Origin of the sequence: Pedobacter heparinus DSM 2366 (genome assembly GCF_000023825.1) — a bacterium.
In the GTDB taxonomy this organism is placed as follows: Bacteria; Bacteroidota; Bacteroidia; order Sphingobacteriales; family Sphingobacteriaceae; genus Pedobacter; species Pedobacter heparinus.
In genome coordinates this window covers 4,843,723-4,861,880 of the sequence record NC_013061.1, presented here as the reverse complement: position 1 = coordinate 4,861,880, position 18,158 = coordinate 4,843,723, and the positions used below count along the sequence as shown (strand labels likewise).

The 18,158-nt window shown below is 42.5% G+C and carries 11 protein-coding genes; 10 read left to right on the top strand and 1 reads right to left on the bottom strand.

All coding sequences use genetic code 11. From position 1 onward, the window contains the following. The first annotated feature begins 5 nt into the window (after positions 1-5). The 4 genes from PHEP_RS20040 to PHEP_RS20025 are packed head-to-tail and all read left to right on the top strand — an operon-like array spanning position 6 to position 3,284. The gene (locus PHEP_RS20040) at positions 6-770 is read left to right on the top strand and encodes an SDR family NAD(P)-dependent oxidoreductase (RefSeq protein ID WP_015809817.1); all 765 of its coding nucleotides are present in this window, start codon (positions 6-8) and stop codon (positions 768-770) included. 46 nt (positions 771-816) lie between these two features. Further along, positions 817-1,674, top strand: a complete 858-nt coding sequence (locus PHEP_RS20035) for a fumarylacetoacetate hydrolase family protein (protein ID WP_015809816.1) — start codon at positions 817-819, stop codon at positions 1,672-1,674. Continuing rightward, on the top strand, positions 1,661-2,491 hold the full coding sequence (locus tag PHEP_RS20030) for an amidohydrolase family protein (protein ID WP_015809815.1): 831 nt from the start codon (positions 1,661-1,663) through the stop codon (positions 2,489-2,491). The genes PHEP_RS20035 and PHEP_RS20030 overlap by 14 nt, the downstream gene beginning before the upstream one ends. 13 nt (positions 2,492-2,504) lie before the next feature. After that, on the top strand, positions 2,505-3,284 hold the full coding sequence (locus PHEP_RS20025; RefSeq protein ID WP_015809814.1) for an SDR family oxidoreductase: 780 nt from the start codon (positions 2,505-2,507) through the stop codon (positions 3,282-3,284). Position 3,285: 1 nt separating this feature from the next. On the opposite strand, the gene PHEP_RS20020 is transcribed toward PHEP_RS20025, so the two are convergent. Next, a complete protein-coding gene (locus PHEP_RS20020) occupies positions 3,286-5,061 on the bottom strand; it encodes an aminopeptidase P family protein (protein ID WP_015809813.1) in 1,776 nt (591 codons plus the stop codon). Positions 5,062-5,250: 189 nt separating this feature from the next. Between PHEP_RS20020 and PHEP_RS20015 the strand changes: the two genes are divergently transcribed. The 6 genes from PHEP_RS20015 to PHEP_RS19990 all read left to right on the top strand — a co-directional run bounded on the left by PHEP_RS20015 (position 5,251) and on the right by PHEP_RS19990 (position 18,087). Continuing rightward, complete coding sequence (locus tag PHEP_RS20015; protein WP_015809812.1) at positions 5,251-5,832, top strand: RNA polymerase sigma factor; 582 nt, start codon at positions 5,251-5,253, stop codon at positions 5,830-5,832. Between the two features lie 87 nt (positions 5,833-5,919). Further along, entirely contained in the window at positions 5,920-6,921 is a 1,002-nt protein-coding gene (locus PHEP_RS20010) for a FecR family protein (protein ID WP_015809811.1), read from the top strand. Positions 6,922-7,152: 231 nt separating this feature from the next. Continuing rightward, entirely contained in the window at positions 7,153-10,386 is a 3,234-nt protein-coding gene (locus PHEP_RS20005) for a TonB-dependent receptor (RefSeq protein WP_238326518.1), read from the top strand. Between the two features lie 19 nt (positions 10,387-10,405). Beyond that, complete coding sequence (locus PHEP_RS20000) at positions 10,406-11,848, top strand: RagB/SusD family nutrient uptake outer membrane protein (RefSeq protein WP_015809809.1); 1,443 nt, start codon at positions 10,406-10,408, stop codon at positions 11,846-11,848. Between the two features lie 11 nt (positions 11,849-11,859). Continuing rightward, the gene (locus PHEP_RS19995; RefSeq protein WP_015809808.1) at positions 11,860-13,770 is read left to right on the top strand and encodes a redoxin family protein; all 1,911 of its coding nucleotides are present in this window, start codon (positions 11,860-11,862) and stop codon (positions 13,768-13,770) included. Positions 13,771-13,962: 192 nt separating this feature from the next. Next, a complete protein-coding gene (locus PHEP_RS19990) occupies positions 13,963-18,087 on the top strand; it encodes a two-component regulator propeller domain-containing protein (protein WP_015809807.1) in 4,125 nt (1,374 codons plus the stop codon). The last annotated feature ends 71 nt before the right edge of the window (positions 18,088-18,158 follow it).

Here is an 18,158-nt window from a genome sequence, read left to right as displayed (position 1 = left end):
TAAAAATGTTTAGTTTAAAAGGAAAATCAGCGATTGTTACCGGAGGAGGAAGTGGGATAGGCAAGGCCATATCCGTGCTTTTTGCAAAACAAGGGGCAGATGTACACATAGTGGAATTAAATGCAGCTGCAGCTTTACAGGCCGTTAATGAAATAAAGGCCGCAGGAGGGCAGGCTTTTGCGTATGGTTGTGACGTGAGCCGGCAATCGGATGTTGTTGAGGTATTTCATCAGATCGGTAATATAGATATCCTGGTAAATAATGCCGGTATTGCCCATATTGGAAGGGCGGATACGACTACAGAAGCCGAGTTTACAAAGGTATTTGATGTAAATGTTAAGGGAGCCTACAATTGCCTGTATGCTGCCATTCCTGTTATGAAGCAAAAAGGTGCGGGTGTAGTGCTCAATATGGCTTCTATAGGGGCATTGGTGGGTTTGGCAGACCGTTTTGCCTATTCTATGAGTAAAGGTGCTGTTTATGCGATGACCCTGTCGGTTGCCAAAGATTACATGGCAGATGGCATCCGGTGTAACAGCATATCACCGGCAAGGATACATACCCCATTTGTAGACGGCTTTATTGCCAAAAACTATGCCGGGCAGGAAGCAGAAATATTTGAAAAACTATCTAAAAGTCAGCCTATAGGTAGAATGGGAAAACCAGAAGAAGTTGCTTCACTGGCCCTTTACCTATGTTCTGACGAAGCGGGTTTTGTAACGGGTAACGACTATCCGCTGGATGGAGGCTTTATTAAATTGAATAATTAAGTTGGGATAACAAACAATTATTATCTTTCAGGAAAAAAAGAAAAAAATGAAATTAATTAGATGGGGAGCTGCCGATCTGGAAAAGACCGGTGTAATTTTAAACGATACCTGGTACGATACTTCAGCTTTTGGTGAGGATTATAACGAGAGATTCTTTAAGGATAAGGGACTGGAACGTCTTGCGGCATTTGTGAAGGCAAATGAAGGTAAATTACCGGTTGTACCTGCAGGAAGCAGATTAGGCTCGCCGATAGCGCGTCCTTCAAAGATTGTATGTATCGGATTGAACTATGCAGATCATGCAAAGGAAACAGGTGCGCCTATACCACCGGAGCCGGTTATATTTATGAAATCGACTACTGCATTGGTTGGCCCTTTTGATGACATTGTGATCCCTAAAAATTCGGTTAAAACCGACTGGGAAGTAGAACTAGCAGTAGTTATAGGAAAAAAAGCATCGTATGTAGAAGAGGCAGATGCCCTGAATTATGTGGCGGGTTATGTATTGCACAATGATGTTTCGGAACGTGAGTTTCAGATAGAAAGAAACGGTACCTGGGACAAAGGAAAAGGCTGTGATACTTTTGCGCCGCTTGGCCCGTTCCTGGCTACAAAGGATGAAATTGCCGATGTAGACAACCTCAGACTTTGGCTTACCGTTAACGATAAAAAAATGCAGGACGGCAATACTTCTAATTTTATATTCAATGTACCTTTTGTAGTGGCTTATGTGAGCCAGTTTATGACGCTTTTACCAGGTGACGTGATCTCGACAGGAACCCCTGCAGGTGTTGGACTGGGTTTTAACCCGCCGGTATACCTTAAAGATGGTGATGTGGTTGAGCTGGGCATTGAGGGTCTGGGCAGTTCTAAACAGCAGGTGAAGAATTATGTTAAAAATTGATGCCCATCAGCATTTCTGGATATATGATACGTTAAGGGACAGCTGGATCACCGAGGATATGGCGGTGTTGAGGGCAGATTTTAAGCCTGAACAGCTATTACCCTTACTTCAGCAGCATCATTTTGACGGGAGTGTTGTTGTACAGTCGGACCAGTCGGCAGCCGAAAATCTTTTTCAGCTTAAAAATGCAGCTGAGAATGACTTTGTGAAAGGTGTTGTAGGTTGGGTTGATTTGCAGGCCCCGGATATTGAAGTGCAGCTTTCGGTTCTACAGGAATACGATAAGTTAAAGGGTTTCAGGCATATTTTACAAGGTGAACAAGACCGTGCACTAATGCTGAGGCCGGAATTTTCAAACGGCATAGGTAAGCTCAGACCGTTTGGTTATACCTATGATATCCTGATTTTTCCGGATCAGCTAAGATACGCTGCTGAACTGGTTTCAAGGTTTCCGGACCAGCCCTTTGTGCTGGACCATATGGCAAAGCCAGACATTAAAAACGGAAATACCGGGGATTGGAAAAAGGATATTGTTGCTTTGGCCAAGTATGAAAATGTCTACTGCAAAGTCTCGGGAATGGTAACTGAGGCCGACTGGCAACATTGGAAACCGGAAGATTTTGAACCTTATCTGGACGTTGTTTTTGAAGCTTTCGGACCGGCAAGGCTAATGTATGGATCTGACTGGCCGGTTTGTCTGGTGGCAGCGGCTTACCAGCGGGTACTTGGTATAATGGAACAGTATACTTTAAAATTATCTGCCGATGAACAAAGTATGTTCTGGGGTGGTAATGCAACAAAATTCTATAATCTATAAAATACAGCAATCGATGGATTTGCAATTAAAAGATAAAGTGGTCATTGTTACCGGTGGCGCAAAAGGTATTGGAGAAGGTATTGTAAGGGTACTGGCTAAAGAAGGGGCTATTCCCGTTATTGTTGGAAGAAACGAACAGGATAACCTGAGACTTGCCAAGGATATCAGTGCAAATGGCGGACAGGTTTTTCAGGTAAGTGCCGAGCTGACCAATCCTGCGGCAGCAGCAAAAGCAGTTGAAATTGTTTTGGAGAAATTTGGCCGGATTGACGGATTGGTAAATAATGCAGGTGTAAATGACGGTGTGGGGCTGGAGAGTGGTAGTTATGAACGTTTTGTAGACAGCCTGCACAAGAATGTGATCCACTATTATCTGATGGCACATCATGCCTTGCCCGCATTAAAGGCTTCAAAAGGTGCAATTGTGAATATCGGTTCAAAGGTGGCGGATACCGGGCAAGGTGGGACTTCTGCTTATGCGGCCTCTAATGGGGCCAGAAATGCTTTAACACGCGAATGGGCCTTAGAGCTACTGCCTTATGAGATTCGCGTAAATGCGGTTATTGTTGCAGAATGTTATACACCTTTGTACCAGACCTGGATCAATTCAATTCCGAATGCTGAGGAGAAACTGGCTTCGATTAAAGCCAGGATCCCTTTTGGACAAAGAATGACGACAGCGGAAGAGATTGCAAATGCAACGGTATTTTTATTATCTGAAGCCTCCAGCCATACAACCGGACAATTGGTGTATGTAGATGGAGGCTATGTGCATTTAGATAGATCTATCTAAATTATATGGCTTTGGTTTCTTCTTTTAACCAGGCCGCTTCATCAGGAGTTAATAAAGGACCTAGTTTTTCAAAAACCATAGCGTTATAATTGTTCAGCCATGCTAGCTGTGCTGCTTCCAGCAGGTCTTTTTTTACAATTTTAGTGCTGATGGGTGCAATGGTAAGGCATTCAAAGGCGTAAAATTCATTGAATTCATTGCTGACATCCCTAATGGTATTGACCAGGTTTTCAATACGTATGCCGTGTTTGCCGGGGCGGTATACTCCAGGTTCTACAGAAGTGATCATCCCGGGTTCAACAGGGACCGGATTGGCTGTTGGGTTAAATACCTGCGGACCTTCGTGGACATTGAGGAAATAGCCTACCCCGTGGCCGGTGCCATGACCATAATTAATGGCATAATCCCATAGAGGCTTGCGGGTGATGGCGTCAATCTGGTAGCCACAGGTACCTTTAGGAAAACGAGCTTTACAGCCATCGATCATCCCTTTGAGCACCAAGGTATAGTCTGTACTTTCCTCTTCAGTATTGTTTCCCATTGGAATGGTACGGGTAATGTCGGTAGTTCCATAATAATACTGACCACCGGAATCCACAAGGAACAGGCCCTCAGCTTTAACCGCTGCATTGCTTTCTTCCGATGCCCCATAGTGAGGCAGTGCAGCATGTGCTTTATAGGCACTGATGGTATTAAAACTATCGCCAATAAAGCCTGGCTGCTCCAGTCTGAACTTGCGGAGTTCGGCTGCGGCAGAAAGTTCTGTAATGGTTGTTTTACCTATATTTTCGGAAAGCCATTTTAAAAAACGGGTAATGGCCAGGCCATCCTTAAGCATTGCTGCTCTGGTATTGGAAAGCTCAGTTTCGTTTTTAACCGCCTTTAAGTTGGTGGTAGGGTTGGTATCTTTTATGATCCTTACAGTTGAAGGGACCAGTTTATAGAAAGCAAAACAATTGCGTTTTGGATCGATAAGGATGTTGCTGTCGGCCGGAATATGTGTGATGGCCTGTTCAATTTCTCCGTAAGGCAGTACTTCCACCCCGCTCTTTAACAAGGTTTCTTTTTCTGCTGAACTCAGTTTATCTACATCGATATATAGCGTAGCATAGTCCTGACTGATGAGTGCAAAGCTCAGGACTACAGGGTTATAGTTTACATCTTTACCACGGATATTGAATAACCAGGCCAGATCGTCAAGAGAGGAAATGAGGTGGTATCCTGCAGCCTGTTGCTGCATGGCTGCCCTTAACTGCTCAAGTTTGGTCCGTACAGACTGACCTGTATACTGCTCTTCGATTAAAAAAGCCTTTTCCGAAGGCAATTCAGGCCTGTTTTTCCAGATTGGGCTTAAATAGTCTTTGTTGCTCAGACTTATTCCTTTAACGGATAGTTTCTGGGTAAGCATTTCGCCCAGCAATACCGATAACAATTTATCATCAGCAGCAACCGTTGCACCTTTATCGAATTTTTCAGTTAGCCATTGGATGTATTCAGGGGCATGCTGTACCTTTTGTTTCATGAGCTCAAAGCCACTTCCTTTTAATTCATCTGCAGCCTGTTCAAAATAACGAAAGTCGGTCCATAGACCTGCAGTGTCCTGGGTAATGACCAGCGCTCCCGCCGAACCACTAAAACCTGACGCGAAAGGTATACATTTGTAACGCCTGGGTAAATATTCGCTGATATGCGGGTCGGCAGATGGGATGATATAAGCCTGTACATTGTCGGCCTTCATTTGACGGCGTATTTCGTTCAGTTTTTCCAGGTAAGTCATATTCAGCTTTTTTTGTATGTCAGTATATGTGCAAAGCTATGAATTTATTTCCTTGCAGCATATTTCGGTATGCTTTCTGTGGGGTTTAGGCTGTCGTGACATTTTAAATTCCTGTTAAAATTATGTAACTTCCGCATTAATAATCGAATCAGTTGAGTTTATAAATAAAATCTACTAGATTTGTAGAGTATGCGGTTGTCTACCATAGGGGAAATAGAATTATTAGAGAAACTTAAGCAACAGGACAGGGCAGCATTTTCGCAGCTGTATAACTTGTATGTTAAGAAGATCTATGCTTATGCCCTTGGCATTCTTAAATCGCCTGTACTTGCTGAGGATGTTACACAGGATACTTTTGTAAAGTTATGGGAGCATGCGGCATCAGTGAGGACCGACCGTTCGGTTCAGGGTTTTCTTTTTACCATTGCAAGAAACCTGGCGTTAAATATTCTTAAACAGGCTTCAAGGGAGACATGGATCTCGGATGAACTGTTTGGACACGCACTGGACCAGAGTGAAGATGGTTTGCAATATACTGAAAGAAGGCAAACAGGTGAATTTATTGGAAAAGCAATTGCGCAGCTTCCTCCACAGCGGCGCCTTATTTACGATCTTTGCCGTAATTATGGTTATTCTTATAAACAGGCGGCAGAGAAACTGGGCATAAAAGACAGTACCGTAAACAGCCAGATGGTAAAAGCATTGAAAACGATTAAAGATTTTATGGTCCGTAATGGCGCTTTATTGTTGCTTTTGTTTTACCGAAGCTAATTTTTCAAAAAAAAAGGATATTTATTTTTTACTGACGTACATGTACCCATCCTGTTAATTGTAATATATATAAACAGGTAAGAAAAATTGGAAAATCCCATCAAACAATTATTTGTAAACTTCATTTTAAACCGCTGTAGTCCGGCTGAGATCAAACAGGTCGAAGAATTGGTTAAAAACGGTGGCCATGAACTGGAATGGCGTACAGCACTGGAAGAAACTGAACAGGAATTTGCAAATTCCGAGCATGCAGATTTGGTGATTAATGAAAGGGAGCTTTTTAAAAGGATCAACTATTCGATTGGCACAAGCGTACCGTCCCGGCAAAAACTATGGGGATGGCTGACTGCTGCTGCATCAATTATATTGATTGCAGGCGTTGGCTTATGGTTAATGCGTTCGGAGATGCGTGTACCGCATGCCATGGAAGCTAAAAGTTCATCGGTACAAGCCCGGAAAGACACGACACACAAATGGATCAAATTACCTGATGGCAGTTCGGTACAGTTGAACTATGACAGTTATCTGGAGTATGCCGATTCATTTGAAGGCAAAGCATTGCGTGAGGTACGTTTGATCGGGGAAGCTTATTTTGACATTAAACATGATGCGAAACATCCCTTTGTGATCCATACCGGTAAAATTAAAACTACAGTATTGGGTACTGCTTTTAACATTAGTGCCTATCAGGCCAGTAAGGCTGTTACCGTAACGGTGACCCGCGGAAAGGTAAAAGTGGAGGATGAAGATAGGACACTGGCCATACTGACGCCCGACCAGCAGCTGGCCTGGAGTGCAAGGTTGCCAGAACCTGTAAAAGCAAAAGTGAACGCTGAGGTGGTGCTGGAATGGAAGAAACAGGACCTGATCATGGACGACATTACGTTGATGGAAGCTGCGCAGATGATCACAGAACGATATGGGGTGAAGGTTCGCTTTAATAATGAAAAGGTAAAAACCTGCAGGTTTACTGCTGCTTTTTTAAACAGGAACGATATTAACCAGGTACTGAATGTAGTGGCGGACATTACCGGGGCTAGACTTACATTAGAAAATAATATAGTGACGATTGAGGGGCCAGGATGTTAACATAATAAAAAACCTAAACAAATAAAAATGAACAATAAAGCTTCTCCTTAATATTCCACGCTCAGATCAAAAGAAGCAAACTCCGGGTGCAACCGGAGCTTGCGGATGGTCTCAATTCATGTATCAGTTCAAACTAAAACCAACGCAATGTATTACAATTCTACTCGTTTTGCAAGCCGGTGTGTTCCGGCATTTTATTCACCGTTTAATATTAAAAAATTAAAATTTTTTATGAAAGTGAACGCGGTCCTATTGATGATCCTTTTATTTGCAGTCGGCAGCCTGACCGCCTCCACCGGATCTGCCCAAACCCTTGCCGACGTAAAAGTCTCTGTCGGGATGAACAAGGGGACACTTCGCAGCGCTTTTTCACAGATAGAAAAGCAAACAGATTTCAGGTTTGCGTATCGGAATGAGCTGATTGCGACCTTTAAAAATTTAAATATCAGCGGAGAGACCCGTTCTGTGAAGAGCACACTGGATGAGCTGTTAAAAGGTACAGGATTAAATTATAAGCAGCTAAACAACAGCATTATTATTTTTAAGGAAGTGGCAGTTGCATCAAGTGCCGCTAGACAGGACATTTATATCAACGGTTTGGTAACCGATGAGTACAAGCTTCCCTTGCCGGGCGTATCGGTAAAGATCAAGGGTACAAATAAGGGGGTTACTACAAGTAATGCAGGTAGATATGTTATACAGGTACCTGATGAAAATGCCATCCTTGTATTCAGTTATCTAGGTTATGTGACTACAGAGGCAACGGTTAAAAACGGCCGCGCTACGAATGTTTCTTTAAAGCCCGATGTAGGCACGCTGGATGATGTCGTTGTGATAGGTTATGGAACGACCACCAAAAGATTGAATACAGGTTCTGTATCATCAATTACAGCTAAAGATATCGCTAGTCAGCCTGTTTCCGATCCGCTTGCAGCCCTGCAGGGCCGGGTTGCTGGTTTGGATATTACAGGAACGACTGGTTATCCGGGCTCAAGTTATAATGTACGTTTAAGAGGTACCAATTCTATCCTTGCTGGTAACAGTCCTTTATATATTGTAGATGGAATTCCATTTATCTCCGAACCAATAGATCAGTTTAGGGGAGCAAATGGCAATAATAGTCCGTTAAACAGTATTAATCCTGCTGATATAGAACGAATAGATATTTTAAAAGATGCAGATGCTACCGCAATATATGGATCAAGGGGCGCAAATGGAGTGATTTTGATCAGTACCAAAAAAGGTAAGAGTGGGAAAACTGCCGTTGATGCCAAAGTGTATAGCGGCGCTGCTTTTGTAAATCATAAAATTGAAATGCTGAATACCCAGCAATATCTTGCTTTACGTAAAGAAGCTATTGCAAATGATGGAATAGCTGTAACAGATGAAAGCATACCCGACCTTAAAAAGTGGGATCAGAATCTTGACAACGATTGGCAGAAAACGTTAATGGGTGGGACTTCAAAATTTACAGAAGCTCAACTTTCTTTGTCAGGAGGATCGGATCTGACTAATTTCCTGGTGAGTGGTACCTACCGTCGTGAAGGTAATGTTACACCTGGTGATCAAAACTATCAGCGCGGTGCGGTTAACCTGAGTATGAACCACAAGTCGGCAGATAATAAGTTTAACCTCAGCACTTCATTAAAATATACGGCAGACCTGAACAAATCTTTTATTACGGATCTCACGCAATATTATAATCTTTCGCCAAACTTTCCAGTATATGGACCTGATGGTAAATATTACTGGGTAGGGAATACACAAAATCCAATGGCTCTTTTTGAAAGGGATTATGAGTCGCAAACCAATAACCTTTTTGGAAATGTTCTGGCAAAATATAACATTTTTAATGGTTTAAGTGCTCAGGTAAGTTTAGGTTATAACCGTATGACCTTAAAACAGACACAGACTGTTCCTGAGATTTCTTCTAACCCCTTAAATTACACCGAAAGTGAGGCCTATTATGGGAATAGTGAATTGAACTCTTATATTGTAGAGCCACAGCTGGACTATGTCCGTAAAATAGGAAAAGGGACTTTAAATTTATTATTGGGGGGTACCTTTCAATCCAGCATTAACGAAGGATTGAACCTTCTGGGATCTGGCTACCCGAGTGACGAACAGTTAAAAAACCCTAATGTTGCTGTTAAGTTAGAATCGAGGAATTATAATTATACCGACTATAAGTATACCTCTATATTTGGACGTGCCACCTACAATCTGGATGAAAAGTATATTGTAAATGGAACTTTCAGACGTGATGGATCTTCCCGTTTTGGACCTGATAGAAGGTTCGGGAACTTTGGGGCTATAGGTGTGGCCTGGTTGTTTGCAAATGAATCATTCATTAAAGATAACCTGGGTTTTTTAAGTTATGGTAAATTGAGGGGCAGTTATGGAACAGTTGGTAATGACCAGATCGGTGATTATGAATATTATGATGGCTGGGGGGCATCAAGTTTTCCTTATGCAGGAAGCCCAACGCTAAGCCCAAGCCGTTTTTCAATTCCGACATACCAGTGGGAAGTAAACCATAAATTTGAAGTAGGACTTGAGCTTGGATTCCTGAAAGACAGGATTTTAATGACTGCCAGCTACTACCGCAACAAATCTGGAAATATGCTGATCAGTTATCCTTTATCACCACAATCTGGTTTTGAGGACTATGTAGCCAATCTTCCGGCAGAGCTGGAAAATAAAGGTTTTGAATTGGAATTAAATACCGTAAATGTCAATGAAAAGAACTTTAAATGGAATACTTCCTTTAATCTTACTATAGCAAAAAATAAGCTTTTAAAGTATCCAGGATTAGAAAATACCGCTCTGGCCAGCAGATACTTTATAGGTCAGCCTATTGATGTGACTACAGGATATATTTTTGACGGAATTGATCCTCAAACAGGACTGGCTAAAATTAAAGACCTAAATAATGACCAGGACATTGATGATATAAGCGATTTTACCTTTCTGGGTACAACCACACCTAAATTTTATGGTGGGATTATGAATAAGTTTAGTTATAAGAACTGGAGTCTTGATTTCTTTTTCCAGTTTGTAAAACAGGAAGGCCCGTCATTAAATTATGGTTATTTATCTGTGCCTTATGGTTTTATGGTGAATAAAGATGTCAGCGCACTTGACAGATGGACCCCGGACAACAGGCAAACCGATATTCCAAAGGCAACGGCGAGTGCAAGTGGTGATGCTTATGTTTCCTATAGTCAGTGGAGATTATCGAGTGCCAATTGGAAGGACGCTTCCTTTATCCGGTTAAAAAATGTGGCTTTGCGTTATAGCCTGGGTTCACTTGCAAAACGCCTTCATGTTGGTAACCTGACGGTATTTGCTCAGGGACAGAATTTGTTTACCATAACTAATTATGATGGTTTTGACCCCGAGACTAAAGGGTTGGCTATGCCTCCTTTGAGTATTTATACAGCTGGGCTACAACTATCTTTTTAACTTCTTAATTCTTAAAATAATGAAAGCTATTATATATATCCCCTTGGTTGCTTTGCTTAGTCTGAGTGTATCCTGCAAAAAATTTGTGGACATAGATCCACCGAGAACAGAACTTTCTTCTGAAAGTCTGTTTGTGAATGATAAAACTGCGACATCAGCAATGGTGGGCATTTATTCAGATATGAATTCTTATAATTATTTCTATGCTAATTTATTGACAATGTTTATGGGAGGGATGGGCTCAGATGAGTTTACTTATGCCCTGACATCAACAGCGGAATTTGAGGAATTCAAAAACAATAATGTGTTGTCTACCAATCGTTTTGTAGGGCAACTGTGGTCTGAGCCTTACGCTTATAATTACAGGGCCAATGCTGTTATTGAGGGTGTAACCGCTTCTCAAACTTTAAGTCCTCAAGTTAAAAATCAATTACTGGGCGAAGCCAAGTTTATGCGTGCATTTTTCCATTTTTATCTTGTAAATACTTTTGGGGATGTTCCGTTGATTTTGGATACGGACGTTCAGAAAAATACCAATTTATCTAGAACACCTGCTGCAGAGGTTTATAAGTCTATTATTGCGGATCTTATCGATGCAAAAAATCTATTAGCTATCAATTATCCATCCACAGGAGAAAGGACACGTCCTACAAAAGGGGCTGCCACCTTGTTGCTTGCGCGTGCCTACTTGTATACAGGGAATAACGTACAGGCGGAGATAGAAGCAGCAGAAGTCATCAGTAACCCTAATTACCAGTTGCTACAGGGAGCTAACATGAATAAAACCTTTTTAGCAAACAGCCCAGAAGCAATATGGCAACTACAGGTGGTGAACAATGGCGGAAGCAGAAATACCTGGGAAGGTTTTACCATGACACCTGCCAGTATTACTGCCCCTGTAGCGTACTACCGTTTAACAAAAGGTGCTGGTGGCCTTGTTGATGCATTTGAACCAGGAGATCTGCGCAGGACAAACTGGACAGGTAGCTATACCACTACGGCGACACCTCCTTTAACCCATACCTATCCTTATAAATATAAAATAAGGACTAACCCGGGCCCGATAACAGAGTATTCTATGGTTTTACGGTATGCTGAGGCCTATCTGATCCGTGCTGAAGCAAGGATACAACTGAATAAACTAGACTTAGGTAAACAAGATCTTGATGTGATCCGTAGCCGTGCAGGATTTAGTACCCCATTGCCTTCAATTGCATCCATACCTGCAGGTATGTTGCGGGTTGAACAAGAGCGCAGGGTAGAATTGTTTACAGAGTGGGGGCATCGCTGGTTTGACCTGAAAAGATGGAAAAGTGTAAGTGGTGATGCTACTAAAACACGTGCAGATGACGTTTTACCACTTACCAAACCTTCATGGAAATCAACAGCCATCTTGATGCCCATCCCTTCTGATGCCCGGAAGACCAATCCTAATTTAACTCCAAACCCTGGCTACAACTAATTCACATCCCTATGTTTAAACATGCGTTAGCGTGCTGCCTGCTTGTACTTGCTTTATTGCAGGTACAGGCCCAGGTGGTACAAATTACTCCTGAAAAACCTCAGAGAGGTGAAAAGGTAACCATTACTTATCATCCGGGCGCTGCCGGTGCAGCCATTGGAAAAGATGCTACTGAGGTGATCATTAACTTCACGTATTCTACCTTTTATGAACTACCCTGGAAGCTGCCTATGACCAGACAGGGGAACGACTGGGTAGTTTCATTTGTGCTACAGCGCTATGCCACTTTTGCTACCTTTTATCTGCAGAGCGGAGAGCTTATAGATAAGCCTGCGGCTGACCGGCATTATTCGGTTGCTGTGTATAAAGATGATAAAAGGGTAAGGGATGGCTTTTTACATGAATCGTATAGCCTTGGGGCACAAATGCCCAAATCCCCTGGGATCCATGCGCTGCAACTGGAATTGCTGAGAAAGGAGCTGGCCAATTATCCGGATAATTATGAAGCAAAGGTGCGCGAGCAAAGTGTGCTAATGGCTATGGCGAAGACGCCTGCCGAGAAGCTGGAACACCGGATTGAGGCCAGGAAGATCATTGCGGCCCAGTTTGAAAAGAACCCAACCTTTGGCGGGAACCTGAACAAGGTAACGATGGGTTACCTGATCATTGGTGAAAATTCGAGGCTTGATTCTATCCGTAAGGTTGTTTCTAAGCGTTTTCCCAAATCAGATCTGGCTAAAGATTACCTGATAACCGCCATTGGTAAAGAAAAGGATACTGTAAAAAAGATTGCACAGCTGGAAGCCCTGTTGAAAACGGGAAATGAAAGCGGTGAAAACTCAACAGACATCCATCGCATGCTGTTTGAACATTATACCGCTGCGGGAGATGCCGCAAAAGCTGTCTACCATGCGCGCCGGAGTCTGGGGGCTGCAAATCCCTATACCCCGTTGACCCTGAAAACTATAGCAGGAGAATTAACAAAAGCGAAACTCGCGCCTGATACAGCGATAACTTATGCAGAAGCTGCTTTGAAAATTGCCGATCGGTGGCCGATCGGTGTGATCAGGTACTTCCCCGAATATGGTCATATTTTGCCTTTTGTAGCCGATAGTACGCGTAGCAGAACAGTTGCTGAAGCAAGATCAGGCTTGTATTCTATCATTGCCCTGAATAAATCATATCTGGGAAACCGGGCTGAAGCCTTAAATTATGCGGCTAAAGCGGAAGCTGCAGGTGCTAACAAAGAGAGCTTAATGAATGTTGCGCTCGTTTATGAACAGGCTGCTGATCCAAAAAAGGCCTTTGATGTGTTGTGGCATGTTTTGTTAAAAGATCCCTCAGACACGGTAGCTATCGCAGCTGCGAAAAAGAATTTTTTGAAGTTTAATACTTCGGAAACTGAATTTAATGCGAAAGTTAAAAACCTGGAAGCCTTAAAAATGACCCGGTTAAAAGCAGCTTTAAAAAAGCAGCTGATGAACAAACCCGGGCCTGAGCTTTCTGGTCTGACAGACCTTAAAGGGAATGCGGTAACCAAAGCAATGATGCAGGGTAAGATAGTGGTCCTGGATTTCTGGGCTACCTGGTGTGTGCCCTGTATGCAGGAAATGCCTTATCTGCAAAAAGTTTATGAGCAGTATAAGCACCATCCTAATGTGATGTTTATGGTGATAAACAGCGGTGCGCGAAACACCATTAAAGATGCGCTTGGCTGGGAGGCGAAAAATCCGCAGTATACTTTTCCACTATATTTTAACAATGATCCTGATATAGGTGAGAAGGTTGGTTTTACATTGATCCCTACTATTGCGGTTATTGACCAGCAGGGAAAGATGCAGTTCAGGACCATTGGTTTTGAAGGTGCAGAGCTGGAACATAAGCTGACAGCGCAGATTGAGGTTTTGCTGGAAGGGAAATAAAGATGCAGTTTTAGTGATTACTTTAATAGCCCCTGGCCTTCCTTTAGCCAGGGGCTATTTGCATAATATTAAGTTCATGCCTTTTTGATACTGTACCGGTTTTTCCGTATAGTATCCTTTAGCTACGGACCCCATTTTTACGCTTTTTTCGTATATTGTATGCAGAAATCCTGCAATTTCATTTAATTATCGATGAAGGGCCTTTTTAAATTTTATTTCTCGGTTGTTTTAATTTGTTTTTCGAAATTCTCTTCTGCAATTACGGGCGGTGATCCGGTGGAGTTTTATTTCCAGCAATATGATAACCGCAATGGTTTGTCGAACAGTGCCGTAAATATTGTTTTTCAGGATAAAGACCAATTGTTGTGGGTAGGCACCTGGGACGGGCTAAATATGTATGATGGTACAGACTTCAGGGTTTTTAACTACAATAGCGAAAATCAGGGGAGGAGTATTGGCAACAATGTGATACAGGATATTAAAGAAGACAGAGCTGGTAATATCTGGATCAGTACAATTGGTGGGATTACGCGTTTTGAGAAACCTAGTGGAAAATTTTACAGGTATTTTTATAACCAGGCTACAAAAAGAAGTATTGCTGAAAAGGAATATGAACTGGCGGTAACAGAAGAAGGGATTGTATTTTGTTACAGTAAAACCTATGGTTTAAGCCGTTTTGACTTTCAAAGTAACCAGTTTAAGCAGATTCCCTTTCCGGGGCTGAAGGTGAAAGCGTTAAAGATGGAAAGCGGAAGGGGGGGGCTGATGTGGTTCCTTAAAAATGATGGGACATTACTGGCTTGTAAGGTAACTGCGGCTGGACTAAGTCCGTACCGGATAATCAAATTGCCTTCCCAGGTTAATAACTTTTTTACTGCAAATCAACGCATGCTTTTTACAGATACCGATAATAACCTATGGACGGTTGACAACGGGTTCCAGCCTAAAAAAATAAAGAATATCGCTGCGGTAAAATCGGTCATTTATTACCATTCTCACTATATAGTGGCCTTTGATGGACAGGGGATTGGTGTTTATAATGATGATTTTGAATCCTCTTCATTTATGCAGGAAGAGGTTAAGCAGTTGGCCAATACCAGGGTTACCACCCTTGAGCCGGCAAAGGACAGCGTATTATGGGTAGGGACTGATGGGAACGGGCTGATCAAAATTTATCCTAAAGTGAATCATTTTGGTCTTGTGAACTGGACTAATTTTGCTGACCTGAATAAGCCTGTCCGTGCTTTTGCGGCAACAGATGGCAATTTATGGGTAGGTACCAAGGGGAAGGGAATCGTAATTTTAAAGGATTTTAATGGAAGTTTTGCTGTTCAGCAATTAAAGGAAGGATTGAGTACGGCTAACGGACTTGATAACAATTCCGTGTATGCTTTAAAAAGGGGAAGAGCACCATATATCTATATAGGTACAGACGGGCAGGGCTTGGGAATTTATGACCTGCGGGCAAAAAAGGTCATCAGATGGCAGGAGCTGGCCGGAACAGCAGAATTGCCGGCTTTTGGTTCTGTGTATGCCATTTTAGAAGATAGGGACAGTTCTTTGTGGCTGGGCACCAGTGGAAACGGGCTGATCCATTTAAAACTTACAAGAAATACATCAGGTATGTTAAGTGTAAGTGATTTTAAACAATATCTTTCGGGCAAACAAAACGGTCCGGCCAATGATATCATTTATGCTTTAAGCAATGGTGATGATGAGCGGTTATGGATAGCCTGCCGTTATGGTGGCTTAAGTGTACTGGATAAAAGGACTGGCAGGTTTAAAACCTTTAAGGCCTTTTCCTATCCAAACAGTCTGTCAAACAACGATGTCCTTTCCCTGTATAAAGATAGCCGCAAAAGGTTATGGATAGGCACCAGTTATGGGTTAAACATGCTCAGTGAAGAAGAATCGGTAAAGGACAGCCCCGTGTTTAAGAAGTTTACCATGAACGATGGTTTGCCAAACAATACCATTCATGCTATTGAAGCGGCAAATTCCGGAAATATCTGGGTTAGCACCAATAAAGGTCTGGCCAGGTTAAATCCGGTTGATGGGGCTATTGCCAGTTTCAGGGAAAGTGACGGATTGCAGAGCAACGAATTTAGTGATGGCGCAGTTTGGAAATCGGCCTCAGGGAAGCTTTATTTTGGCGGTATCTATGGCTTCAATTATTTTATCCCTGAAAATATTACGGGGAACAAGCTGCAGCCTAATTTATTGGTCTCAGGAATCCAGCTGGGTGGTAAAAATCTGGATGAAAACCGCCTGCAGGTGTTGAATACTGTTCAGGCCGAAATACCTGAATATACGGTGCCGCGTAAAAGTAATTTCTTTCAGCTGAGTTTAAAGCCCATGAGTTTTTTAAATGAAGCTAAAAATGAATTTGCCTATAAGCTGGATGGGCTGGATAAGAACTGGAACTATTCGGGCGGGGTTGGTAATATTGTGTACAACAATGTGCCACCGGGTAATTATACGATGCGGGTAAGGTGGAGTAATGGTGAGGGGGTTTGGACGGATGGTGTAGGGGTATTCAAACTGCAGGTGGAGCAATATTTCTGGCTGAGTTATCCGGCCCTTTTTACTTATTTTATAATTGTTGTAGCTTCAGGCTATGCTTTTCATCTATATCGAAAAAATAAGCTGCAAATGAAGTATCAGTTGCAGATGGAGCACCTTTTAAGGCAAAAGGATGAAGCTGTACATCAGCAGCGCTTGAATTTCTTTACCAATATTGCACATGAGATCCAGACACCTTTAACAATGATCATGGGCTCGGTAGAACACTATTTACGCAGCAAAAAATCGGAGTTGCTTAAAAATAAGGAAAACAATTATTTTATTTCTATTGTACACCAGCATACGGCAAGGTTAACTTACCTGGTGCAGCAATTGCTGGAATTCAGAAAAGCTGAAGCAGGTTATCTGAAAAGAAACGACGACTATGTGGACATCAGCAAGATGCTGGAAAGTTTATCAGAACTGTTTGTCCCCGCCAGTAGGAAGAACAGTCAGCAATACCTGAGGACCATACAAAGTGGGATTGCAGGATTTATAGATAAGGATAAGTTTGAGAAAATTCTGTTTAACCTGCTGTCCAATGCCTTTAAACATTCGGGCCCTCAGGAAACTGTGGTGTTTAAGGCCGGTTATCATCAGGAAGCTGAGTTGCTGGAAGTTAGTGTGTCTAACTCGGGCTGCACTTTAAAGCAGGAACACCTGGAGCAGATCTTCAACAAGTTTTATGTGAGCAATGAACAGCAAACGGAAAAGTTTAGTACTGGTATTGGCCTGGCTTTTACCAAAGAGCTGGTTACGCTGATGGATGCAGATATTAAAGTAAGTTTGCAGGAAGGCTGGATAGATTTTATGGTAAAGGTGCAGCTCCCTACATCGGAAGGTAAGGATGCCAAAGTCATTACTTCAGCGCCATCCTCTTTATACCTGTCGCTGGTACAGGAATATGAACAACCGGAGCTGGTCTCGGCAGAAGAAGAGAATAAGAACAGTCTGATTGATGAGCTGCAGGCTGGGAAACCCAGTATTTTACTGGTTGAGGATGAACCGGAACTGCGTTATCTGATCCGTAATGTACTGAAAGAACAATATGTGGTTTATGAAGCGGGTACGGGTGTGGAGGCGCTTGCCTTTTTATATAAAACACTTCCGGACCTGATCATCAGCGATGTGATGATGCCTGATATGAACGGACTGGAATTGTGCCGTACGGTTAAGCAAACGCCTGCTATGGCACAGATCCCCTTTGTAATTTTATCGGCGAGGGGTTCTGAAGACAATAAGGCCGAAGGTTATGAGCTTGGTGCCGATGCCTACATTCCAAAACCATTCCAGATCAATTATCTGCTTGTGAGGATCCGGAAGCTCCTGGACGATCAGGCGCGGATGGAAAGCCTGATCAAGGACCAGCACATTACCAATCAGTTTATGGATGCAGATATTGCAGAAACGGATAAGAAATTTCTGGAAGGATTGTTGAAGGTGATTGAAAATAATTTAAACGAACCCGAACTAAATGCCGCTACACTGGAGAATGCACTTTCGATCAGCAAAATGCAGTTGTACAGAAGGCTCAAATCGCTGGCAGGCATGACCCCTGCCGAATTTATCAAAAGGATAAGGCTGAAACATGCGGCAGACATGCTGATCGCATCACAGTATACGGTTTCTGAGATATTTTACCGTACCGGATTTAACAACAAATCTTACTTCTTCAGGGAGTTTAAAAAGATTTACCGTTGTGCCCCAAATGAGTACAGGCAGCAGCAATATGCTGAAAACACCCCTTCTTTGTAACTATAGTGAACTAAAATGTAATTATAGTGCACCTTGTGGCAAGCCTTTCGATATAAATTTGTTATCACCAA